Origin of the sequence: Anabaena azotica SJ-1 (genome assembly GCF_047275885.1) — a bacterium.
Classification (GTDB): domain Bacteria; phylum Cyanobacteriota; class Cyanobacteriia; order Cyanobacteriales; family Nostocaceae; genus Trichormus_B; species Trichormus_B azotica_A.
The window spans coordinates 16,608-38,546 of sequence record NZ_CP178458.1 but is presented as its reverse complement, the minus strand read 5'-3'; the positions used below and the strand labels follow the sequence as shown (position 1 = coordinate 38,546).

The window sequence follows — 21,939 nt, the reverse complement described above, 5'->3', positions numbered from 1 at the left end:
GGTGTGACTTGAATGAAAAAATGGGCTTTTAGCTCACGTTATACTTCACAAAGCAGATAACCATTTTATGCTTCACAAAAATAGTCAAAGTAGAAAATTCATTTTTCCATATAATACACGGTAAAAATTGTTAACCTAACGGTGTATTACATGGGAAGGGTTATGTTGAAACGGGATATTCAAGGGAAATTTACCCTCAAAAATGATGATTATCGTCAAGTCCGCTCTTTGAGACTAACTGATGACACCTGGAAAGCATTGGGCATAGCTGCTGAATGCTTAGGACTGACAAGAGCAGATTATTTAGAAGAAATGGCGAAAAGCAACAACCTACCAAGTAATACATGGGAAGAAGGAGACCCTTATCCATGTATTACACGGAAAGATAAGAATCAAGATCAACAACCTGACATCGCTGAAACGCATACACCAACACCGCCCAACATGACAGAACTTGAAGCTTTACGAGACCAAGTGTTACAGGAATTAAAATTAGGTAAACAATCCTCTGCGTACAAAACAACTCAAAAAGCTCTGAATCAATTCATCACTCTGTTGAACAAAAGACTGTAAATTTTGTACCTACTCCCCAACCTTATCTCGTTGTGGCTTGCGTTGTCCAACACTTCCACGCCCATTTTTCTTAGGAACTGCTTCAACGGTAGATGGCTCAGTTGTTAAAGACACCACCTCAGCCTCATAACTTTGCGTATCTTGTGGCATTTCCTCTGAAACTACGGCAGTATCCTTCTTAGAGCGCGTTTGTCTCTTTTTGGGCTGAGTTTGTACCTCTGCTACCTCAGTCATAGAAATTTGAGAATCCTGCGTTGTTTCTTGGGTGTTCTGTGTAGTTTCCGTTACTACCACAGGAGATTCCTTCTTTTTTCGAGTTTGCCTCTTCTTTGATTCCGGACTACCAGCCATTGTTTCTGGAGTAGGAGTATCAGCCTGTGCTGTCTGAGATTCAGAACGTTTTTTCCGAGTAGATTTAGTAGTAGCAGTAGAAACAGGTGCAACAGTAGACTTTACTCCCGGTGATAAATCCACAATCCCACCAGGAACAGAAGTCGAAGTCATCCCCATCTGTAGCAAATGCCATAAATGTTCGCGGCGACTTTCCATGTAACAAAGTTTTTGTTCCCCCTCCGTCGCCTCTATCGCCATGCGTTCACACTGAGCCAGCGAAAGAGTATGTTCATACAAACGCTCCAAAGTCAGCGTATCACAGCCATCATGCAACGCCGCCGCCACGGCCCGAATTAACCAATCCTTCAACACACCCACACAACCAATAGAACGCTCATAAAAATAAAACCAATGCTGCATCAAAGCCGGAATATCAACCTGAAGGGGAACTTGCCTCAACAGCGCCAGTAAAACTCCCTGAAAATCCTGTCGGTCTTGTTCATTTTGAAACAAATAACGGGGAAAATGAATATCCAACCCCCGGCGTGATGCCTGTCCACTTAAATTGCGAAAATTCAAAAGCTCATAAGTGCCAATGAGAATGTGCAGTACACCAGTCACATTTGTCATTGACTTAATCCAATCCAACTGGTCTAAAAGCTTACCACCACTAGCCCCACTACCAATCTTCATTAAATGCTGTGCCTCATCCAAAATCACAGCCTTAACACCGCGTTTGCTCATCGCTTCTTCCAAAGCTTGACGCAGTTCAGGATAATCATTGAACTGTGCCGTTTTACTGCGTCCACGCCCCTTCTTCTCCCAAGTCTGCTCGGCATCAATATCCACCATCATCCGCCGCTCATAAAAAGGTTCTCCCAACAACCTCAGTGCCGTGCGGTAATAATCAGCACGATTAAACACCCCACCATCAGGAGGTCGTGTTTCAATTGGCAATAGTGGCATTGGGGAAACATTGCCGTTGCGATAACCTCCTTCACGAACACCATGAGAACCATTCTGTTCAACAGTAGTCCCATTTAACCGTCTAGTAATTTGGCGAATCATCGTCGTTTTCCCCACACCAGAAGGTCCATACACCAGGACATGAGCAAACCCAGCCGGTTCACGAATTGCACCCATCAGCAGCATATCCACTTGTGCCAACTGGGGATGAGATATCGCATATTCCTTGAATTGCTTGAGTTGGGACTGTGCTGATTCAGGAAAGTTCTCCATTATCTGTATTCCTCAAAGATAGGCAGTTTTGTGACATCCAAAAGTTGAACGGTTTCCGTTTTATGAACTCTGGCCACATCTTCCTGGTTGGACTTATTGGCTTTTGACTTCGGTATAGTCTGTATAACTTGTACTTGGGAAACAGACGGGACATCATGGTGATGAGATGTTAAATTTTCCCGTACACTTTTGGCTTCTAAATCCCGTAATCGTTGCAGTAGTAACGTTTCATGCTCTTGCGCTCTGGCAATAAAATCTGCTAATCGTTTAGCTGAGATATTCGTACTCTGAGAATTCCCCTTGTCTTTTTTTCTGATTTCCTCTGCCGCTAACAACACTTCTTTCTCTGTGCGTCCGGCAAAGGTGCTGTAATACTGGGAGATACATTTTACCCAGCGTCCCTCTAGGTAGGCATAAGCTACACCCATATCGAAGGGGTCATATCGCACAGGAACTTTGGTTTTTTCGACAGATGGATTGCGGAAAGCATCATTCCAGTAATAAAGATAGTTGACTTTAATTCCTTGCCCTGGCTGAATTAAAGCTGTTCCTTTGGCTGTACTGGGGCGTGTGGACATGAGGAAGTCTTCGTTGTAGGCAATGTGTCGGTGTTCTCGTTCCCCCGCTATCAGCAATCCGTCGGTATACACTTGTAATGGTGTTGCCCCCAGGGAATCATGCTCGCTAGTGTCGTACACAGAGTATGCCCACTCGGTGAGGTAGGTATATAAATCTGCCAATGTCCACACGGCTTGTTGTTTGGGGTCAACAGATGGAGTAATTTGTCGTGGTTGTTTACTGGCTTGGGTGTTACCCAAGAGGTTATAAACAAACTCGGTATTTGTTGTGCCGAATAATCGTTCAATGACTGAACCAAAACGCGGTTTGCCACCAGGTCTGGTTTTTTTGATGCAGTGGTAGCGTGCTAGTAGGGTGTCAAAGTAGAGGCTATGAAATTCTTTGCCTCCATCTACGACTACGGCTTGGGGAAAACGACCAAAACGCTGGACGCAAGACCGTAGTGCCATCATGCAAGACCTGTAACTGGGTGGGTCAAAGGTGAGATAAAGGGCGAGGATACGTCGGGAATAGGCATCAATTAGTAATGTCAGCCAAGGTCTTCCTAAGTTCCGTCCTGTGGCGATTGAGCGTAGTTCGATGTCGAGTTGGGTGTGGTCAATGTGGACGATGGCAAAGGGTCGGTCTCCGTGTCGGGGTGTGGTTTTGGTTAGTTCTAAGATTTTTGGTTCTGTTGAGTATGCGGCTTTTGCTCCCTGACGTTTTTTGGTTTGTTCGTGGATTGGTCGCTGTTTGAGACGGTTATAAAAGGTGCGTGAACTCAGGGGTTGTATATTTAATTCGTTGCAAGCTCTGACATATAATCTATATACTGAAGCGGCTGGTGCTTGCCTTGGTGTCTCGAAGTGTTCGGTAATAAATTTATCAAGTAGTTCGCTGGATTGGTTTGGTGCTTTGGTTTGACGATTTCCTCTCCGGTTTGTACGTGGTAGTAAACCAACGTAACCGCAACCATACCTGGCTTCGGCTTCTCGAAACTGTTTTACCCATCGTTTCAAGGTACTTGGAGCTATGTCTTTGTAGATATCTGTGTGGCGCTGAATATATGCTTGTACTAGATGATATCGGCGATTTGCTTGGCTGAGGTCGCTGGGAGAGGCGGCATCCATAAGTGCTTGGACTGCATTATTGATGGATGCTTGTTTTTCTGAGTTTTGAATTTTGATGTTGCCGCTTTCCCATAGTTGCAGGAAATATGCTGTTGGTAGTTGGATGGGTTGTCCAATGTCGGGTAGGAGTGTGGTTGTGGTTTGACCAATATTTACTAATGTCCAGGGCTTATTGTCCCATAGCAGGACTGTGTTTGGTAGGAGTGCTGTGGGTGGGGGTATTGGTTGATGATGCTGTGTTGTTATGGCTAGATGTGTGTAGGCTTGATGGGTTTGTTGGTCTAGATATAGCTGTACTCGCCAGTGTTCTACTAGGGGTGTTGCATACAGGTCTACGTAGATTTGCTCTGTGGCTATCATGGCGTAGATGTCGTTGACTCTGATTCCGGGTATTGAGGCCAGTGTGGCGGTGATGGTGATTCCGGGTTTGGCTTGGACTACGGTGAGTATTTGTTCTGTGATGGTGTGGGGGATGTTGGTGTTGAATCTTAGGTAGTCTTCTAGGAAGATGAGGTTTTGGGTGAAGATGGGATGCAGTTCGCTATCGGTGCGGATGTGGTATTTGAGTCCATAGGAAGAAGCATGGGCTGTTCCCGGTGGACTGTGCCATTTCCCGTCGGCAGTTTTTTGGTAGCGTCCGGGGTATTTTTCGGCTAGTCGTTTGAGTTCGGTTTCGGTTTTCCATTCTTCCCAGGCTGCACCATCAGTTTTGAGTACGAAGAAGTCTGGGGTATGGTAATGACCTATTTTGCGTCCTGTTTTGTTGTGGTACTGGATTTTGAAGGGGGGTGGCTGGTCGTAGTATTCCAATACGTCTGGGTCGTGTTCCATTTGGTAGATTGCCCACAGTTCTACGGTGTGGCTTTCAAATTGGATGGTTTGACCCATTTTCCGGCTGGGGTAAACTCCACTGACGTTTTTGGCGCGTCCTTGTACACGGCGTGAGGGTGGGGCTGACCTGATTGTGGCAATTAGGTCTTTGGTTTGTGCCGTTAGTTGCTGTTGGGAACACCATTGGTCAAATTCAGAGGAGTTCATGGAACTAGAAGATGATAGGTGTGTGTTTGGGCTTCTTTTTTCTTGACTCTCCCTAAAACCCTATATCTAAAGGCAGTTTTGGGGTTTGACTACGCAAGTCTATATTACTGATTACGGGGAGAGTGAAGCATATCTTGGTTTTTTTGAATCATATTTTGGGATAAAAGTTGAAATTTGTACTGCTAAAAGCCGTTTGTTTGCTTGAGGTTTTGTCCTCTAAGATTTTTTCAACTCATGTTCATATTATGGTGCAGAAAATCAACTCTGGCTCATTATTTGATGCAAAGTTTTATTTCGCTTGTTCCCGTCAAGCTTATTTTGCCGTTACTTATGGCTCGTTTTATGGTTCACAATTTAGCTCAAGTTATGGTTCAAGTCATAGCAGGCATCGCTTGGAGATGTAGAGCGTTAAATACGGTTATGACGGCCAACCAAGTGGAGACGTAGTAGTGGAGTTTGACGACATTACCCCGAAAGTCCAGACAGCAAAGCAGAAAGCCTGACAGTAGTTGGATTCCAAGGGTGTCTATAGAAGAGTTTATATAGATATGGTTAAAACAATACGTAATGTCATTAGTACAAACCACCCTTTAATGGGTGCGGTAAACCGTATACTGCTTTAAATGTGAATAATCTAGTATGTTTTTATGTTTTTATTAACAGTTACTAATCATGGTAGAAAATTTATTAACGGGCATAAGTCATGAAGATATAGGCATTACAGTTACTACTTTAGATGGCTTATCTAATACTATAAAATGTGATTTTCTGCGAGTATTTTCTGAACCTAATCAACAGTATGATGCTTATGCAGAAATATCATTTTCGGAAATTAATGGTTGGAGGATTAATGGTAGTAGGGTTGAGCCAAGTAATTACAAAAGTTTAAGTCATCCAACTTTAGGAAAATGGAATATTATTTCCCAGACTGAAAATAAACCTTATGGTTTATATAGAGGTCAATTAAGTAGTAATAATCCTGTGTGCTTGAACTGTTTACTTGTCAAGGCTTAAATAATTTATTGAAAATCGAATGAACTAAGTTTTGGCTAACCAACCACCAAAGCAAAGTTAATTCTGCTAAAGTCCAAGAAAAATAAGGAAGCGTTATGAATATAGAAGTTTTAATAGAACGTTATTTAGGTGGAGAAAGAAATTTTCAAAAAACTAATTTACCAGTTGATGACGTTGATAGTTTATTAGTGATAATCAATAAATTGGAAAACCAGCAGCAACGAAATTTTCCTAAAGAATTGTTTAAATTAATTTATAAGAATGGAAGAACTATAAAAGATATTATTCTGAGTGATGTTGATTTTACTGAATCGAAAATAATTGGTGCGGAATTTTATAAAGTAACAATTAATAAGGTGAATTTTAGCAAATCTAATCTATCTTATTCCAGTTTTAGTTCTTGTTCATTTGTAAACTCATGTTTTAATGAAATTAATCTTGTTAAAACTTCCTTTTATGGTGTTAATTTAAGTGAGATTAATTTGAGTAATGCTATTCTTTGCCAATCAAGTTTAGCTAAAGTTAATTCTACCAAATTAAATTTGAGTGGAGCGAATCTGAGTGAAACATATATACATCAGTGCATTTTAAAAGATGCCGATTTTAGTGGAGCTAATTTGACTGGAGCAGAACTTTGGGGCGTTCAGCTTGAAAATTCTAATTTAAAAAACTCTAACTTTAGCAAAGCTAGATTAGAAAATTGTAGTTTAAGCGGAGCAGATTTGTGTGGAGCTAACTTTGAGGAAGCAAGTTTAATGCCTCCAGAGAGCTTAAATATATTGAACTCATTTGGATTTGATATACAACAAATTTTTGGAACTAATTTAACAGGAGCTTACTATAATTTAGATACTAAATTTCCCAATAATTTCAACCCTAAAGCATTAGGAATGATTTACAAAGAATAGAAAATTGAATCAAGCATTTCACTACAAATAGCGGAATTTTCATCAATTGTTGCTATACCCCTTTGGCTGTATCTAGCTTATAAATTTACCCTGCTTTTGTCACTCTCCGAAAACAAACATTAAAAGCAAGTTTTCAAACTCTTACTGGGGCTAGGTTTGTGGCTTTATTTTCTAATATGATAGATGCTATCATCGCTTTAGACTAAAACTCTTGTATGGCGAAGGTTACACCGTTTTATTTAGGTATGCCGATCTATACCACAGTACAGACAGTTCAAGACTTTCGACTGTTAACCTAAAAGCGATGGCTACGCCCATCAAATGTAAAGAATTATTACTGAACTAATTCAAATGCGATCGCAGCTACGGCTACTTGTTCCTTACTATCAACCCTCATTAAAAATCGAAACAGCATCCCTTTAAAAGCCGAAGAAGCGTATCAAAAGTTATTTTTTTAATATGAATGGAGTTTTTTGACTCTTTTTTGATTACTGTAACAATAATCAATCAATAAATAAAACCTTTGCTATGTAAGGGTTTCAGGAAATTGACAATCTTAAAATCCCCTGATACGGTTGAAGTTACCACACATCAACTTAATACCAGAGGATTTGTCCGTGTTTGATTTGCACTCAAACACGAGCATTAATGCTTTCGATTCTAGTTTATCGTTTTGTCTTGAGTCTGACCAGCCTCAAGGCTCAGTTTTTGATGCACAGAATTTATTCTGTGATAAAGATAAAAGAAATTTGAAGCATAATGCTCGTGATTGCTCTGACTTAAATAAGAAACCTTTATTTCATGAAACTTATGCAAACACAATAAGTTCAGAAGATTGGCGACAGATGGATAGAGAAGATATATTAAACCTTGCTCTGCCAGGAGATGAGCCTCATCTTCAAGATGGGCTTTGGAACAGATGAATCAAACGAAACTCGTCTTTTGTCTTTTCCAGATATATACATCTGTTCTTCACCACCAGAAAGTTTTCGCCGCAATTCTTTACCTAAAGAAAGAGTCTAGTCGTTAACTACTGCCTGGGGCTGTAGTGTGGGGTATGACTGCGTACTTTTGCTTACGGCTAATGTATGCTTTTTGGGAGTCATGATTAGGGATACAGCCGTGAAACATCAATATGACGACATTACACCACTACCTACACCAACTGATTATATAAACAATCCAACATTTTATTACCCGCAACTTGGGTTAATACGCTGGAATAGACTATCCTTCCCATCCTAGCTGCCTGAGATTCCTAGCGACGTGTTGTTTGAAACTTCTGTCAGAGTCTTCATATTCTCCCCATCTAATCTGAAAATCACCACACAAAGAATAGTGTATAGGCTTAGTCACTCCTCGCAATGACATAACTGGGTAATCTAGGATTTGTTCAGCATTAGGTAATCTGTCCATCTCTTTTCCGCTTCTTTTCCACCAATGGATTTTTACTTTACGATCAAACGCATTTCTCCTTATTGAATTGGGAACGATATCATAAGAATCTGTCATAAACTCAATCAGATGCGTAAGCTTTTTGCGTTGCTTAAGAAATGCCATATCTCCCTTTGTTGCAGTACAGGCTGCGTCCATATTCCAAAACATCAACATGAAAACATCACCATCCTCTCCAGAGGAACCATGCGCGTCACGAAACTGGTTCTCGTCATAAGCCCAGCGTCCACCGTCCTGTCGTTCTATATTTTTAATCCACTTTAAATTTTCCAATGCCATTTTCTTGTTCTCTAAATGTTGTGGCTCGCAAACATAAACGCTCCGGCTTGCAAACAAGACATTTTCCGGCTCACATTATTTGCAACTGAAATGTTGGTTCGGCTCAGATTATTTGCAACCAGTTTGCAATCATTACTCTCCGGCTCACATTAATTGCAAATAAGCTAGAAGTTATTAGCTGCAATAACTAGGGGCAATGCGATCCAACAGGTGCATTTTGTCAATCCAAAATTTCTGTTGCGAGTTTTAGTTGATCATTTGATAGGAATGGGGAGGTGAAATGCCCATTTTACCCTCAATTCTCTTTTAAGACTCGCAACGGAAAGAATGTTCTGTGACCAGTTTTCTGGTACGAGTTCAGTTGCAGTTAATGTGAGTCGAAATTTATGATTGCAAGCCCATTTGCATTTTACTTGAGCCTGGTTGCATTTAATGTGAGCCGAAGTGCAATCTTATTTGCAATTAATTTGAGCCAAAAATTGTCTTGTTTGCAAGCCGGAGCGTTTATGTTTGCGAGCCACAACATGTAGGGTGGATATTTTAATCAGTTCTGTGTCTTGACTGTCCATCTGGGTTTGTCAGGTTGTCTACTGGACATTTTAAGTTTGTCCAGTGACTCGGTGGACAAGTAGACAAAACTGAAGAATTACTGGGTTATCCCCAGAAATCAAGTTTTGATATCAAATTACAAAACTTGAGTGCGATCGCAGTATAACAGGGTTATAGCGATCGCCTAAAAAGTTTAGATTAATTAGGGCAAGCCTCTTTTTTTATCTCAACACCAGGGAGTGGTGACATTTTGAGGCTTAAAGAGCCGCATTCTGAATTTGCTAGAACCCAAATAGATCCTAGTGCAACAAAACCACCAATAATTAAAGTGGGAGTTGATTTCAAAATACGTGCCAATTTAGCAACCCTGTGTTTTTCAATTGGCTTATTATTAGACTGGTTGGGGTTTATTTCCATTAGAGAATTAACTCCTATCTTTATATGAGGTGCTAGTCTGGTTGTTCTTGGCGGGGCTTCCAGACTGGCGGCTTCAGATTACGATTACGAAGATATACTATTTTTTGAGAACAAACTTGCCAAAACGGCATGGTTTTTGGGTAATTTGTGTGCCAACTGGTGCTAAAGTCACTCAAATTATTGTGTTTACTGGTTGATGTTTAAGCTTGCTGTCATCAATAAAGAGATTTAAATGATAGATGTGATTGCCAGTGCCTTCTAGGGGTAAATATAGCAGTCGCTATTAATAGGGGTAAGGTTTTCAGATCATCTCACCCCGCAAAGATTACCCCAAATACAAACTACTACAGTCCGATGGTTTAGCGTGTAAATACCGTGAAGTAGTGGCAACACTGGCATGACCCAAACTTTGACTAACCAGATGAATAGGTGCGCCTCTATCTAGGGAGTGTGAAGCGTGTCCGTGACGTAACCAGTGGGGACTAGGGTTATCAAGTCCAATCCTCTTAGCAGCTTTTTTAACAATCTCCCACACCATAGCACGGGTCAAAAAACCGTTACCCTGTCTACTACGGAACACCGGCTCGGCTTTACCAGCATCACCCCTTAACTCTTGCAGTTCCTTATACAAGTTACTGGGAATAATCACTACACGGGTTTTACTACCCTTACCATATATAGTAGCTTGACCATTCCCATCACCACGTTCTGATAAATCACCCCAAGTTAACCCGCTTAACTCAGTAGCACGTAACCCGCAGTAGTACAACATCTTTAATATCAGTTTATTCCTGGTATTGTTCTCACTGTGAATTAGGATAGTAATTTCCTGTTCCGTTAAAATCCGTTCTGTGAGTGCGTCTTTAGGTTTGGGAGTCTTCACCACCTTACCAACGTTGTATTGTGTAATCCCTAACTGGTGAGTGAAAGTAAGCAGTGACTTAACTATATTGATATAAGTTTTTCTAGTGTTATCACTGGCAGATGGTAAGCTATCAACCCACTGCTGAATATCATCTAAACCAATGTTAATAAGTGGTTTATTTACAAAAGTTAAAAACTTATTAGCAATGCGCTTGTAACTGTCTTGAGTAGATTGACTCTTACCATGTAGCCACATATTGAGTAATACATCAATAGATTTATCAGCATATTGGTTAATTTCAGTTGGTTGTGCAACAGTTAAAGCGTGCATATTATTAGTACCTTTGTATGATTTTAGTTAATTTTCAGTTTGACATAATTGTGGTTATGTCAAACTGGTGGGTTTTAATTAACCCTACCTGGTATTGGTAGGGTGTGCGATTAAGCGGTATTAATCAAGAGTTAACCAGTATCTAGCGTGTAGGGTCAAGTTGCAAAGTTTCTCTACCCTAGTCCAGAATCCTCTACCACTTAAATTAATAGCAGTTGCTTCGATTACATCAGGGTGTAGTTGGGACTGTGCAAACTGTCTCACCAGTTTGGGCGTGATATCACAATCTGATTCATCTTCAAACTGCCAAAAGGTATTTTTTAACAGTTGCTTGATCTGGTTGCGTTCTGTGTGTGTCATAACTTCCTACTCCTATTTGCACAAGTGGCGATAGTTGCGGACATTGACGACGGCTTGCAACAGACGATCTATTATCTGTAATGCCTGTGGGGATAAACCTTTGGTGAGTAGTAGTAACTCGGTAGCGTCGTTATTCTCGATTGCTTCGGCAATAGCTTGACTATTATCCCAGCCTCCCATAATTCGATAATGTGCTGCGAGTTGGGCTGCGGCGGCTGATGTTGCGGGTGTTATCATATTGTTAGATTCCGTCATCGAATTGAATCAAAAGGCGATCGCTAAACTTTGGTAGGTAGCGCGGTCGTCTTTTGTTTTGTCTATATTGAATATAGATTAAATATAGATGATTGTCTAGATGTAATCTATATAAATAATCTAGATGTTTATCTAGATGAGATAAGATAATTATATAGATAAAATCTGTACGCAATCTAGATAATATGCTAGGTTATAGATATCATATAGATACAGTATAGATTATGACTAAATCACAAGGGTTTTTAGCTACATTCAGAATAGATGAGGAACTGTGGGGAAAATTCAAAGATATCGCCAAAGATGCCCAAACTAACGCTAGTGCGTTGCTAATTCGATATATTCAAGGTGTAGTTAGTTCCGGTGGTGTTGATAATTCCCCCCAAGCTACACCCCAAAATATAGACAATTCTCCTAAGCTATCTATACAGGATGTAGAAAAAATTATAGATGAGAAAATCAATTCATCTATACAAGCAATGGACAATACCCCCAACCAATCTATACAGAATCTAGAGGAATTGATTGATTCTAGGATTCTTTTATCTGTACTCAATGGTGATATTAAAGATGCTATCGCTCGAAGTTACTCCCAAGCTACAACCAATTTAAACAGCACTAGAGAAGAATTTTATAGCAAGTTGGAGGAGCTAACCCACCCAACTCATGATCATTCTGAAATTATCAACACGGCGCGAGATGGATACAATCAACTATCCCAGATGGTTCATGACTTGCAGCTTCAAATCAACGAATTAAAGGGTATACCCGCGCCACCTGCTAATTCATTAATTGGATCTAGTTTTGAACAATCCATAATTAATTTAGTACCAATAGGTAGGTTGATTGGTGCTTATGGAGAATCCCCTATTGATGGTAGTGAGTGCGGGGAAATTTACACCAAAAAATATTTGATTGAGAATGAGTTATTTTTTCATCTAAAAAACCATCAACAGGAAGTAGAAAAAAAGCTAAAAATTAAATTATCCCTTGATAATGATACCTATGCAGTCCGAGAAATGAACAAAATTCTCAAAGCATTAGGCTATGAATTAGGCCATAAGCAGATTAATAAGGTAGAACATTACTGGGTAGTCAATCCACAGAAATAGGAGAGCGCAAATTTCCAGAGGAAATGAGTCAGATGATTTAGGATAATAAGGTTAATCATCCTAAATCCCTTTTAAATTGGTAGATGCAAGTTCAGTTTACCGCATTGTGTTCCCTATTCGCTCTCCAAATAATTGTGATTAACTATAGGACTACTATTTGATTTTTGATAGCGTGGCGTAAGCCATACAAGCTATAAACCGTAAACCCCATCTAATCAACGATTGAGTCTCAGTACAATGAACAAGAATCAAACCGGATTCCTATATTGCCTTTTATAAACCGAATAGTTTTTTAGCACCATCAACAATAGGACGGCAGAATTCGCCAGCTTTTCTACCTATATTCCGGCTTGTGCTAGAAACAATGTTGTCTTCCTCGCATTGCTGCCCTCCGCTGATGACGCTGGTTTCACTTATTTCTAGATCCGTTATTAAATCATCAAGAAAATATGCTGTACTCATAATTAAAATTACCTTCCATGAAAAGTTTTATTTTTTGCTCGAAAAAAAGACAAAATAAAAATTATGTCTTTTAATTTCAAGTGAAATCACTTTGAATTGTAACCCTCAAAAAAACCAACCATTCCGGGGATGATAACGTTATCTACTATGGGATTCCCAGTATAATTTCTAGCTGCATTAATTTGTTCTAAAACTGAGTTATCTAAATCTTGAAAAAAGAATTCTATGTCAGGAGAAAATTTCAAGCTGATAGAAGATAAATAAACTATATTACTGGCAATCATGAGTATTTTAGTTTTTTGTGTGGGCAATGGAAATAGTATAGTTGAGTATAATTAGCATTTTCTTCCATCTAAAAATATAATTGTCTATTGAATAAAAACTTTTTATGTTCCGAAAAGACTAACTCGATAGTCTTATTGGTATATGGGTAAAGAGGTTTTTTAGTTGTCAGTTATCGGTAAATTCATTTCCATAAAAAGATACGTGAGTGAGTGTAAAACTGCCTAAATACTTACAATCTTGTGCCAAACAAATAACATTTATAACAGTATCTTTACTTAGTAAAAAAAGTGGGAAGAGCGAGTAGTCCATTACTGCACTTAATTTTTAATTAAAAGTTACAACTATTGCTGTACAAGAACTACAGCTTATAATGTTGAGATTTCCTACAGTAGGAAAGGAAATCTTACTGTAGGAAAGATTTCTTACAATAAAAGCACGTTAATACAAGGGTTATAGTAGTTTACTAGAGAGTATTCTGTCATAAGTACAAACGCTAATAAGCATCAATCTACTTTTTTTTTATGATATAATTAGTACATTAGTTTTATAGGAGTTTTTTATGAACCCACAAAATTTGTTACAGGCATATCAACTTTTCTTAGAGTTACCAGAAACTAAGGCTAATAATCGCTTAAAGGACAATCTGAAAACTACTTTAAAGCGTTATATCTTACCAAGTTACAATTTTGAGAACAAAGAGTTACAAGATAATTTTGAGGGATGCTTGGAAAAGGTTTCTCTACGCAAGTTTCAAGATGCTGCTAATTTTCTTCAAGAGTCTTTGGAATCTAGTTCAAATTCTGAAAATCATCTTTCTCCTGGCTCTATTAGAAATTATCGTTCTGCTTTTAATCGCTTTCATAGTTATCTAAAGTCACAAAGTTGGTATTCTAATCTTTTGCCTTTAGAGTCTGATATTAATCTTGCTCCCAGAGTTCGAGATGGTAACAGTATTAATAAAGATGTAGCTGCTAAACGTTACATGAAATTAATTGAGTTTGAAGAACTAGAGTCTTCCAAGGTGAGTTTTACGGATTTTGGTGATTTATTAGTTTCTCAAGTGAAAGAATTAGATGTATTTTGGATATCTGCGGATAACAGGAAGCGCAGAAGTTCACCTATGTCTCCACAAATGTTCAAGTGCTGTCTTAATGCCATTCATATTTTTGTTAGTTGGTTGGTTTCTGAGAAACTAGTAAATAAGCAAGATTTATCTCTTTCTTTATTGGTGGACCAGGCAACTTTAGAAGATTTTATTGAATGGGGTATCAAGAATCTCAATAAAGATAAATTATGGGCAATTGATATTGTTAAAGTAACTTTAGCTGTGGCTAAGTGGTTAAATCACCAAGAGTCTAAGTGGTTTGATTTTAGAGATATACCCATTATTGTTGAACTGCAAAACTATATTCATGAACTTGAACAAATTGCTAGGGAGGATAAAAAATATTATGTTCTCAAGTTAAGAGAAATGAACGGTAATCTCAAGAATCAATATCAAGATATAAAGGCTTTTTTTACTAAAGCTGAAGTTCCCACTCGTAAAACTCCACCTATTGCTGAAGTTACTTTTAAAACTTATTCTGACAATATCTGTCGAGTTTTAGGTTGGCAATTCAATATAAAAAATCTTCCTTTAAATGAATTGGATCTAAAAAGTGTGGCCAATATTGATGTATTAAAAGAGTATATTGCTTGGGGAATTAATATACGAGGTAATGGTTATGGTTGGGCTACTCAAGTTGGATATACGGGTTTAGCTGTAGCTAAATGGTTAAATCCCCATTCTAAAAGGCACAATTTTAGTGATATTGAACAGGTTGAAGAAATTCGAGAATATATACGCTATTTACGGGAGCAACATAATCATGAGGATTCCCGCCAAAATTTAGATGAAAAACGAATATCTTTTGAGGAAGCACAACAGGTAGTGGAATATTTGAAGAAATGTTGTAATCCTCTTGATAAGTATGGAGACGAACGTTCTGACAGCGCAGTTATGAAGTCGTGGCAACGATATTTGATTGTAGCTATTTTAACTTACTGTCCTGTTCGGCAACGGGAGATTAGGGAGTTAGAGGTAGGTGTGACATTGTTTCGAGAGGCTGATGGTTATTGGGTAAAGTTAAGTCCTAAACAACATAAGGCAGGTAAGAAGACAGGCAAGGGTAGAGAGTATCGCTTGCCACAAAATTTAACGGCTGATTTAGACGAATGGTTAAGTAAATGGCGACCAACTATCCATACTTCCCATAAACGAGTCTTTATTTGCATGGGTTCTAATAATTCTCCACAAAGCTTGGGTAATCTTCTTGAGGCTGATGATGTGACAGATTTGGTTGTAAATATTGTTTATAAGGCAACATCAATACTTTTTAATAAACCTCGTGGAACTACTCCTCATATATTCCGTAGAATTGCTATTACTTATCAGCGTCGTTATGGACGACCAGAACAAAGAGAGGCTTTGGCTGAGTTAATGGGACATAGCGTATTCGAGGCTGAACGCACTTATAATGAGGAAACTAATCGGGAGCGAACACTTAAGGCTGATAATTGGTGGGAATTACAATCTGCTCCTACTCAGTTGGAAATCCCAAATATTTTTCCTCAACCCGGATTTGGTTTACCTGAAGATGACGAGGGGTTTAAGCATTTAGGCACTTCTAGCTATAGTCATGATGCGTTAATAGCAAAACGAGATCGGGTTCTTTTGATGTTATGGTCTTTGCATGATTGGAAGTGGGTTAATATTCACCGACTTAATGTTGGTGATGTTTGTATGGATGAAAAATCATCAGGCATTAGAATTAGTAGCTCGGAAAGTTTTATTCCTGTCAAGTCTTTTGTGATTGATAACATTGATTCCTATCTGAAAATGCGAAAAGAAAATGGGGAGACTATTTCTGATGACAGTCCATTATTTATAGGTGTCGGTAATCGTTCTCAAGGTGGTCGTTTAACTGTTCCCAGTTTGCAGTTTTTAATTGAAAAGTATTTTGGTAGAAACTAATTAATACTTAATCGGTGAGTTTATTCTTAATTATTGCTCAAGCTTCATATTTTGTAAAATTTTGTAAAAATAACCCTTTGTTAGCTTTAATTCATAAGAAATACTAATTACAAGTTTGCCTAGTTATCTCATTAATGGGCAAGTTTGAGAAGCTGAATTGTGTGAAGAGAAGTTGGCGATATTGCCAATGCTACCAGGCCAGTTTGATTGTCAGCATCACGCTATTTTAATTTGGTAGCTGTTTTGTCTAGACAATGTTAGGCATCAAAATCAATCGGTTTACCGTTAAAGTGTTGATGTATTTTTTCAGGATGAACCCATGATGGTAAGGTGTGTTCAACATCTTTTAATTCGTTCCCTTGTGCATCAACTAACCCATACCTGACAACTACTCTTGGTAGTGGTGTATCACCGTCAGCACTGAATTTTTGTAGTAGAATCATTCCGGCTTTACGAGTAGCTTCTGTTCCTGGTGCAAATGATTCGTTAGTGTCATTGTGGGTTATTCCCAGTAACATATTTTTGGCTTTTCTGGTGTCACTAAGTGATAACTTAAAAACAGTATCAGCTAATTCACCTATCAACATTCTTTGGTGGGTAAATTCATCTATGATAGTTTGGGTTTTATTGCTAGGATTCTGCTTTATCCTATCCATCCAGTATTGTGCTAAATCTTGGAAAGCAGTCATAGTATCCTGTTCATTTTCTGCTATGTTCTGACTTTGTAGAAACTTCCAAACTTTGGCATTTATTCCGGTGGCGTGGCGGTCTATTAAATAATAGATATCAGCGTCTAAGCAATATTTTCTAATAAGTGCGATCGCTCCGGCTGTATAAGTTTTCCCTGAACCTTGATTACCAATTAACCATAGAGGTTTCAAGCTACTAATTATCTTCCACAGATAACCGTCCTCATGACCCTTTAGAGCATCAATCAGAACTGTTTTTAATTCTTCATTAGCAGAAGTTGGTTTAGCATCACTAACGGGTTTATTTAGTTTGTCTAATTTGCGTTTTATTTCTGCTGTTTCTAATTCGTTTTTGGCTGTTTCTTTGTCTAATTCACTAACCTGTAATTGGTGTGATTTTATAGACAAAGTGCCTTGTAATTGTCCATTAAGGTGGTCTAGCTGTAGTTCCCCTTCTGACTTCATAGCCTGTATGGTTTCTTGTGTTTGACGGGCTATAACCTGTTTGGTAATTTCGGCTTGACTACTCTTGCTAAACCCAAATAAATCTATGTGTGTGGACTCTAATAAATCGTTCTCAAGTGCCTTGATTTTGAGCAGTTTGAATTGGCTATGTATTGATTTTTCTTGATGGTCAGTGAGTGCCTTACTTACTCCATAAGCGGTTAACAAGAAAATACTCGAAGCTAAACCCCACACCACTGCTTTATCATCTTCCGGTGGTAAAATCTTCACTACCTGAATAGAGTTATCAAATAACTGGTTACGTCTTTCTCTGTCTACTAGGTAGCTGATACCGCGTTTAATATCGAAACCTTTACAGCTACTTTGGGTATTACAGTATAACGTTTCCTGATGTTTTATACTGTCACTAAACATTGGTATAGATGCAGCTAACCCAGATGACAGTAAAACACTAACTAGGATTGTAGAACTACGGCGCTGTTTAGCTAACTTGGTGTTAAACTGCTGTATTTCTTGCATACCTAACAACCTCTTTTAATGTATGTTATCTCCCAAAATGCTCCACCTTTTACACCATCATCTGTAAAGACAACAACCACTCTTTTACCCTTCAAAATAAATCTAAAATGCTCCTTGAGAATAGCGTCTAATTCGTTTTTATTCATGCTCTTTAACGACCTCCAAATAGTCTGTAGATAAACTCACCAATACCCGAACGCTGTAACCAAGTTAGTAATTTATCAATATTAAGAACAATGTCTATAAACCCAGTGATTAAGTAATTAATTGCAACGGCTGTTACCAAACCACTTACCCACCATTGGAGACATCCCCAGTTACCTTTAATCTTCATTTTGATTAACTCCTGTATTGTCGGTATTAGAAATTTTTTTAAATATTCCTATCAGTGCGATAGCACCCAACCCTATCAGTAAACTAAACCCAACATTAGGTAATTGAAAAGATAAACCTTCACTACTTCTAATCTCGTTGTAGGTTTGGGATATTTGGGATTGTGTAGCGATAATTTCTGAAGTGATTTTAGATGTACCTTGCATAGATACAGCACCACCTATTAACAGTTTGATTATTCCTATTAGTGGTTTCTGTCCTAAGCTAAATTCCCAGGATTCAGATGATAGAGAAAAACTGAAACTATCCCCTACGTCAATTAATCCTGGTAGCAGTGACACAACGGCGCTGGCAACTTGAATAATTGATAATGTGACCTGTAGGTTAAATAACAACCAACTGAGGGAACAGGAACTAAATTGACAAGCTAGAAACAATAAACCGGAGTCAATCCGCTTTCTGGTTTGGATATCAGCATAAAGTTTAGTTTCAATATGGTTTAAATATCTCGCGGTTTCTTGGTTTATTTGTGTAGAATCTTCACTATCTAGAATTGCATCTAAATCCGGTGGTGTGTGAGGTGCTAACATAGGAGTAAGTAATATTTTGACCTGATATATCCCTCTACTAATTCCCGTTGGTAGAGGGATATTAATTAGCTACGGTTTAAAAGCCCAATGCGGACACAAACTGCATTAATCTTTCCTTGATTCCTGGTGTGTGGTATTGCTTATCTGGTAAAAGGTCATATCTGGCTTTATCCCCTTTAGATAAAGCCTCATTCATCTGCTTTTGATGCAATGTTTCATCAGCCTGTATTTGTTTAATTTCAGGTTGATTCTGTACCTCTAATACTGCTGTTTGTTGGTCAACTTCTGTTAAGTGCGCTTGCACATAACCTTTGATTTGTTGATAATTAATCTGGTATTCATGCCTTACCTTTTCAGTTTGTCTATCATGTACGAACTGTTGAGCAAGTTCTACACGCTGGTTAATGTATTTCGTGTTAGCTAACGTCACACCAGTAGCAGCTTTATCAATAGCTAAACTAGACTTACCAGCTTGTTTCAGGATGTCGGCAATGGCTACGTTATAGGCTTCACTTCCTTCGAGAATAGTGATGTAAGCGTCTTTCAGTTTAGGTGCAAATTCTTTTGCAAATTGGGCTTGTCGTGACAATTCTCCAATCTTTTGCATAGAGGGTAAATCACCCATACAAGCTTTCTCGAAGTCTCCAAGAGTAACGCCAAATTTATGGTTTAGCTGATTGATTAATACCTTACCTCTTGGTGAGATGTGGTTTTTTAGCTTGGGTGATTTAGCTTGTGGTAAAAGCTTCATTTTGGTACATCCAAATATGAGTTAGGGTCAGCAAAATATCTATGTTCTAGTTTGATGGAACTGCTACTAAAACGATAATTGTCTAGTGCTATTAGTCCAGAAATAACGGTTATCAGTAGCAGGAAAGAAGTAATCAAGGTAACAGGGTCAAACCTGAATCTTAGGGTGTTATCCGGCTTTGATAGCTGGTATTGCAAAGGCTGTAAGTGTGGCTTTGACTTTGCTTTTAAAGTCAGTTCTCTGTTGCTGCATTTGTTGGTTTATCTGTCTTAGTCCATCTGTGAACTGTTCAGAATTTTGGTTGAACTTGTCAGCAGCAACTTGACTAATTTCTGTTAGGGTATCGTCAATTTTTTGACTGTTGAGATTTGCCTTATAGCTGATAAATGCGATAATTGCCCCTTTGATTTCTTCCAAACTATCGGTTAAATCTTCACTGGCTGTATTGATGTTTGTGGCTATGGTTTCAACTTCCTGGGTACTCAAAGCTATGCCCAAACTTTGAGCAGTGCTGCTGACTAATTCTGATTTTGTGGCAGTGGCTAACGGTGCAGGTTGATACCATCCAGTGCGGTCTACTTGGTGTTGTGATTGAGGTAAAGTTTCAGTAGGTTGATCTGATGTAACAGGGTGAGAATTGTTACCAGTTGTTAGGGTGTTTACTTCGTTTGCACTGTCTACAGTTCCTAATATTTCTGGTTCTCCCGTGAAGGTTGGTTGGATGTTTCCATTTTCAACATCTACACAGATGGATGTTTCTGGTGTGGCTTCTAATGCCTCAGAATTATTGTTAGTTAAAGTCTCCAGTTCTGGTGCAGCTTCATTGGTTAGCATTGGTTCTACATCCTCCTGAATTACTGTTAATTTTGTGGCTGTACTCATAAAGTAATCAGTAGCTTGGTTGGTTTCCTGATCTGTAATGTTGTTAACATTGCTTACACTATTTTCTAGATAGGTTCTAATATCTTTTGACTCTACCTTTAAACCTTTACGAGATAGCCGTGACTGAATGCGTTTAGCTATTTTGGTTAACATGATGTTTACGCTACCTTTGATAGTTGGGAAGATTGGACTTTTGCTTTATAGATAAGTGCTACTGCACAGATAGGAATTAGCACTTGTTTGGCATAGAATGATTTAGTTTTAAATCCCCCGGCTGTTTTAAACCATCTGCTGATAGTGCCTTTGTTGGGTGTAATTCCTAATTTATCCAGTAGGTTTATGAACTGTTCACCTGTGCAGCCGTCACCTATTGATGACTCTACTTTTGATATTTGTCCTTTGATTTTGTGGTATTGAGAAAAATATCTTGGTGAGGTTTTACGCAGTGCTATGAACAGTTCAAACCCATCTTTTGTAAGGGGTAATTCTGCTGTTCTCATGGTGTTTTTGGTTCGCCACCAGTGAACATCATGCACCCTTGCACCTATCAATGTTTCGTATATCGTGCGCTCCTGTTCCATAGTTTGATTTGTTGCGTTATGCGTTATCTGTATTATGCAAAGTTGCAGTGCGTGTAATTCACATCCTAAATATCTGTATTACGCATATTGCGTATTTGTATTAAGCATCCTGCATTTTAGGAGTGCATCTAATCGCACGGTAAGCATTTTTGCGATATCTGTATTACCAAGATTTATGCTTATTTCCTTCACTATCCGGTCATTGCTTGACTTTTGGGGATGCAGTGGGATTGCAACTCTCCTGGCTATAGTGTTAGTCTAGCATATAGTAACAGTAGTGCAAGTAGTGTTAATGCCTATTATTGACAGAAATGACAAAATAGGGTTAATTGTCACAATAACCATTACTGTTACTAATGACTGAAAACCCTAAGCAGCAAGAGGATAAAACTATTTCTCTAAGAATTTTTATGAGTGAATCGCTCAGGAATACTTTTAAGGCTGTCTGTGCTAAACAAGGCAGAAACATGAGTGAAGTTGTTACTGAGTTTGTAGAAAGTTATGTGACAGAACATGACCCCGACTACAAAAAAACAAAGTAACTGAAACGCGAGCGCCTTCCCTGCTACTCCCTGTTGCTCACCCAAAAAATCAAAAAATTGGGATAGTAACCTCATCCCAATCCCAACCAGGAACAGAAATTTTATGTCCCACCTGGATGCTCCTGGTGCGATCGCCTCCTGCACTGGCGTAGCCAATCGCTAAATCTGATTAATTAATCGCCATCCGCTCCTATATGGAGTGCGACAGCTAAATCTGATTAATCAACTCCGCTCCTATATGGAAAGTTGCGATACCCTCCTACATGGAATCCAACAGCTGAACCTGATTAATTAATCGCCTCCGCTTCTATTTCTATATGGAGAGCAATCACAAAATTTACCAAACAAAACACCAAAAACTAAAATTTTTTCTAGGTACTACAAAATGAATAATTCGCGTAACTCATACTCA

At 38.7% G+C, this 21,939-nt stretch carries 22 protein-coding genes; 7 read left to right on the top strand and 15 right to left on the bottom strand.

The annotated features are described in order from the left end of the window. The first annotated feature begins 162 nt into the window (after window positions 1–162). Window positions 163–573 carry a hypothetical protein gene (locus ACLLO5_RS27720; protein WP_413176275.1) on the top strand — a complete coding sequence of 137 codons (411 nt, stop codon included), beginning with the start codon at window positions 163–165 and terminating at the stop codon, window positions 571–573. A 9-nt stretch (window positions 574–582) separates the two neighbouring features. Here ACLLO5_RS27720 and ACLLO5_RS27715 read toward each other — a convergent pair whose 3' ends face one another. Beyond that, a complete protein-coding gene (locus ACLLO5_RS27715; RefSeq protein WP_413176274.1) occupies window positions 583–2,145 on the bottom strand; it encodes an AAA family ATPase in 1,563 nt (520 codons plus the stop codon). Then, the gene (locus ACLLO5_RS27710) at window positions 2,145–4,871 is read right to left on the bottom strand and encodes a TnsA endonuclease N-terminal domain-containing protein (protein WP_413176273.1); all 2,727 of its coding nucleotides are present in this window, start codon (window positions 4,869–4,871) and stop codon (window positions 2,145–2,147) included. Before ACLLO5_RS27710 ends, ACLLO5_RS27715 begins: the two co-directional genes overlap by 1 nt. A gap of 672 nt (window positions 4,872–5,543) precedes the next feature. On the opposite strand from ACLLO5_RS27710, the gene ACLLO5_RS27705 reads away from it, so the two are divergent. From ACLLO5_RS27705 to ACLLO5_RS27695, 3 genes are all read left to right on the top strand, one after another. Continuing rightward, entirely contained in the window at window positions 5,544–5,885 is a 342-nt protein-coding gene (locus ACLLO5_RS27705) for a hypothetical protein (protein ID WP_413176444.1), read from the top strand. Window positions 5,886–5,980: 95 nt separating this feature from the next. Then, the gene (locus tag ACLLO5_RS27700) at window positions 5,981–6,793 is read left to right on the top strand and encodes a pentapeptide repeat-containing protein (protein WP_413176443.1); all 813 of its coding nucleotides are present in this window, start codon (window positions 5,981–5,983) and stop codon (window positions 6,791–6,793) included. Window positions 6,794–7,410: 617 nt separating this feature from the next. Then, a complete protein-coding gene (locus ACLLO5_RS27695) occupies window positions 7,411–7,716 on the top strand; it encodes a hypothetical protein (protein ID WP_413176442.1) in 306 nt (101 codons plus the stop codon). A 304-nt stretch (window positions 7,717–8,020) separates the two neighbouring features. Here the strand turns inward: ACLLO5_RS27695 and ACLLO5_RS27690 are convergent, their stop codons facing one another. The 5 genes from ACLLO5_RS27690 to ACLLO5_RS27670 all read right to left on the bottom strand — a co-directional run bounded on the left by ACLLO5_RS27690 (window position 8,021) and on the right by ACLLO5_RS27670 (window position 11,285). Then, the gene (locus tag ACLLO5_RS27690; RefSeq protein ID WP_413176440.1) at window positions 8,021–8,527 is read right to left on the bottom strand and encodes a hypothetical protein; all 507 of its coding nucleotides are present in this window, start codon (window positions 8,525–8,527) and stop codon (window positions 8,021–8,023) included. 747 nt (window positions 8,528–9,274) lie between these two features. After that, entirely contained in the window at window positions 9,275–9,493 is a 219-nt protein-coding gene (locus tag ACLLO5_RS27685; protein ID WP_413176438.1) for a hypothetical protein, read from the bottom strand. Window positions 9,494–9,818: 325 nt separating this feature from the next. Further along, window positions 9,819–10,688 carry a tyrosine-type recombinase/integrase gene (locus tag ACLLO5_RS27680; RefSeq protein WP_413176436.1) on the bottom strand — a complete coding sequence of 290 codons (870 nt, stop codon included), beginning with the start codon at window positions 10,686–10,688 and terminating at the stop codon, window positions 9,819–9,821. 120 nt (window positions 10,689–10,808) lie between these two features. Continuing rightward, window positions 10,809–11,048 (bottom strand): hypothetical protein, encoded by a 240-nt coding sequence (locus ACLLO5_RS27675; RefSeq protein ID WP_413176434.1) that lies wholly within the window; start codon window positions 11,046–11,048, stop codon window positions 10,809–10,811. Between the two features lie 12 nt (window positions 11,049–11,060). After that, a complete protein-coding gene (locus ACLLO5_RS27670) occupies window positions 11,061–11,285 on the bottom strand; it encodes a hypothetical protein (RefSeq protein ID WP_413176433.1) in 225 nt (74 codons plus the stop codon). A 242-nt stretch (window positions 11,286–11,527) separates the two neighbouring features. Between ACLLO5_RS27670 and ACLLO5_RS27665 the strand changes: the two genes are divergently transcribed. Next, on the top strand, window positions 11,528–12,415 hold the full coding sequence (locus ACLLO5_RS27665; RefSeq protein WP_413176432.1) for a hypothetical protein: 888 nt from the start codon (window positions 11,528–11,530) through the stop codon (window positions 12,413–12,415). 273 nt (window positions 12,416–12,688) lie between these two features. Here ACLLO5_RS27665 and ACLLO5_RS27660 read toward each other — a convergent pair whose 3' ends face one another. Beyond that, on the bottom strand, window positions 12,689–12,877 hold the full coding sequence (locus tag ACLLO5_RS27660) for a hypothetical protein (protein WP_413176431.1): 189 nt from the start codon (window positions 12,875–12,877) through the stop codon (window positions 12,689–12,691). A gap of 844 nt (window positions 12,878–13,721) precedes the next feature. Between ACLLO5_RS27660 and ACLLO5_RS27655 the strand changes: the two genes are divergently transcribed. After that, on the top strand, window positions 13,722–16,175 hold the full coding sequence (locus ACLLO5_RS27655; protein WP_413176429.1) for a hypothetical protein: 2,454 nt from the start codon (window positions 13,722–13,724) through the stop codon (window positions 16,173–16,175). 257 nt (window positions 16,176–16,432) lie between these two features. Here ACLLO5_RS27655 and ACLLO5_RS27650 read toward each other — a convergent pair whose 3' ends face one another. From ACLLO5_RS27650 to ACLLO5_RS27620, 7 genes are all read right to left on the bottom strand, one after another. Beyond that, window positions 16,433–17,848, bottom strand: coding sequence for a hypothetical protein (locus ACLLO5_RS27650; RefSeq protein WP_413176428.1), 1,416 nt, complete (start codon window positions 17,846–17,848; stop codon window positions 16,433–16,435). A 2-nt stretch (window positions 17,849–17,850) separates the two neighbouring features. After that, window positions 17,851–17,994 (bottom strand): hypothetical protein, encoded by a 144-nt coding sequence (locus ACLLO5_RS27645; protein WP_413176426.1) that lies wholly within the window; start codon window positions 17,992–17,994, stop codon window positions 17,851–17,853. 5 nt (window positions 17,995–17,999) lie between these two features. After that, window positions 18,000–18,182, bottom strand: coding sequence for a hypothetical protein (locus ACLLO5_RS27640; protein ID WP_413176424.1), 183 nt, complete (start codon window positions 18,180–18,182; stop codon window positions 18,000–18,002). Continuing rightward, window positions 18,172–18,771 (bottom strand): hypothetical protein, encoded by a 600-nt coding sequence (locus tag ACLLO5_RS27635; protein WP_413176422.1) that lies wholly within the window; start codon window positions 18,769–18,771, stop codon window positions 18,172–18,174. The genes ACLLO5_RS27640 and ACLLO5_RS27635 overlap by 11 nt, the downstream gene beginning before the upstream one ends. A gap of 76 nt (window positions 18,772–18,847) precedes the next feature. Further along, window positions 18,848–19,522, bottom strand: a complete 675-nt coding sequence (locus tag ACLLO5_RS27630; protein WP_413176462.1) for a hypothetical protein — start codon at window positions 19,520–19,522, stop codon at window positions 18,848–18,850. Between the two features lie 168 nt (window positions 19,523–19,690). After that, window positions 19,691–20,557 (bottom strand): hypothetical protein, encoded by an 867-nt coding sequence (locus ACLLO5_RS27625; RefSeq protein ID WP_413176461.1) that lies wholly within the window; start codon window positions 20,555–20,557, stop codon window positions 19,691–19,693. A 5-nt stretch (window positions 20,558–20,562) separates the two neighbouring features. Further along, window positions 20,563–20,985, bottom strand: a complete 423-nt coding sequence (locus ACLLO5_RS27620) for a hypothetical protein (RefSeq protein WP_413176460.1) — start codon at window positions 20,983–20,985, stop codon at window positions 20,563–20,565. Window positions 20,986–21,341: 356 nt separating this feature from the next. Between ACLLO5_RS27620 and ACLLO5_RS27615 the strand changes: the two genes are divergently transcribed. Next, complete coding sequence (locus tag ACLLO5_RS27615) at window positions 21,342–21,527, top strand: plasmid partition protein ParG (protein WP_413176459.1); 186 nt, start codon at window positions 21,342–21,344, stop codon at window positions 21,525–21,527. The last annotated feature ends 412 nt before the right edge of the window (window positions 21,528–21,939 follow it).

Bases quoted from the DNA above. Each gene is read 5' to 3' on its own strand.
- ACLLO5_RS27620 (WP_413176460.1), bottom strand. From the start codon at position 20,985: ATGGAACAGGAGCGCACGATATACGAAACATTGATAGGTGCAAGGGTG.
- ACLLO5_RS27660 (WP_413176431.1), bottom strand. From the start codon at position 12,877: ATGAGTACAGCATATTTTCTTGATGATTTAATAACGGATCTAGAAATA.
- ACLLO5_RS27700 (WP_413176443.1), top strand. From the start codon at position 5,981: ATGAATATAGAAGTTTTAATAGAACGTTATTTAGGTGGAGAAAGAAAT.
- ACLLO5_RS27615 (WP_413176459.1), top strand. From the start codon at position 21,342: ATGACTGAAAACCCTAAGCAGCAAGAGGATAAAACTATTTCTCTAAGA.
- ACLLO5_RS27715 (WP_413176274.1), bottom strand. From the start codon at position 2,145: ATGGAGAACTTTCCTGAATCAGCACAGTCCCAACTCAAGCAATTCAAG.
- ACLLO5_RS27710 (WP_413176273.1), bottom strand. From the start codon at position 4,871: ATGAACTCCTCTGAATTTGACCAATGGTGTTCCCAACAGCAACTAACG.
- ACLLO5_RS27685 (WP_413176438.1), bottom strand. From the start codon at position 9,493: ATGGAAATAAACCCCAACCAGTCTAATAATAAGCCAATTGAAAAACAC.
- ACLLO5_RS27675 (WP_413176434.1), bottom strand. From the start codon at position 11,048: ATGACACACACAGAACGCAACCAGATCAAGCAACTGTTAAAAAATACC.
- ACLLO5_RS27640 (WP_413176424.1), bottom strand. From the start codon at position 18,182: ATGAAGATTAAAGGTAACTGGGGATGTCTCCAATGGTGGGTAAGTGGT.
- ACLLO5_RS27645 (WP_413176426.1), bottom strand. From the start codon at position 17,994: ATGAATAAAAACGAATTAGACGCTATTCTCAAGGAGCATTTTAGATTT.
- ACLLO5_RS27625 (WP_413176461.1), bottom strand. From the start codon at position 20,557: ATGTTAACCAAAATAGCTAAACGCATTCAGTCACGGCTATCTCGTAAA.
- ACLLO5_RS27635 (WP_413176422.1), bottom strand. From the start codon at position 18,771: ATGTTAGCACCTCACACACCACCGGATTTAGATGCAATTCTAGATAGT.
- ACLLO5_RS27720 (WP_413176275.1), top strand. From the start codon at position 163: ATGTTGAAACGGGATATTCAAGGGAAATTTACCCTCAAAAATGATGAT.
- ACLLO5_RS27665 (WP_413176432.1), top strand. From the start codon at position 11,528: ATGACTAAATCACAAGGGTTTTTAGCTACATTCAGAATAGATGAGGAA.
- ACLLO5_RS27630 (WP_413176462.1), bottom strand. From the start codon at position 19,522: ATGAAGCTTTTACCACAAGCTAAATCACCCAAGCTAAAAAACCACATC.
- ACLLO5_RS27650 (WP_413176428.1), bottom strand. From the start codon at position 17,848: ATGCAAGAAATACAGCAGTTTAACACCAAGTTAGCTAAACAGCGCCGT.
- ACLLO5_RS27655 (WP_413176429.1), top strand. From the start codon at position 13,722: ATGAACCCACAAAATTTGTTACAGGCATATCAACTTTTCTTAGAGTTA.
- ACLLO5_RS27670 (WP_413176433.1), bottom strand. From the start codon at position 11,285: ATGATAACACCCGCAACATCAGCCGCCGCAGCCCAACTCGCAGCACAT.
- ACLLO5_RS27680 (WP_413176436.1), bottom strand. From the start codon at position 10,688: ATGCACGCTTTAACTGTTGCACAACCAACTGAAATTAACCAATATGCT.
- ACLLO5_RS27705 (WP_413176444.1), top strand. From the start codon at position 5,544: ATGGTAGAAAATTTATTAACGGGCATAAGTCATGAAGATATAGGCATT.
- ACLLO5_RS27690 (WP_413176440.1), bottom strand. From the start codon at position 8,527: ATGGCATTGGAAAATTTAAAGTGGATTAAAAATATAGAACGACAGGAC.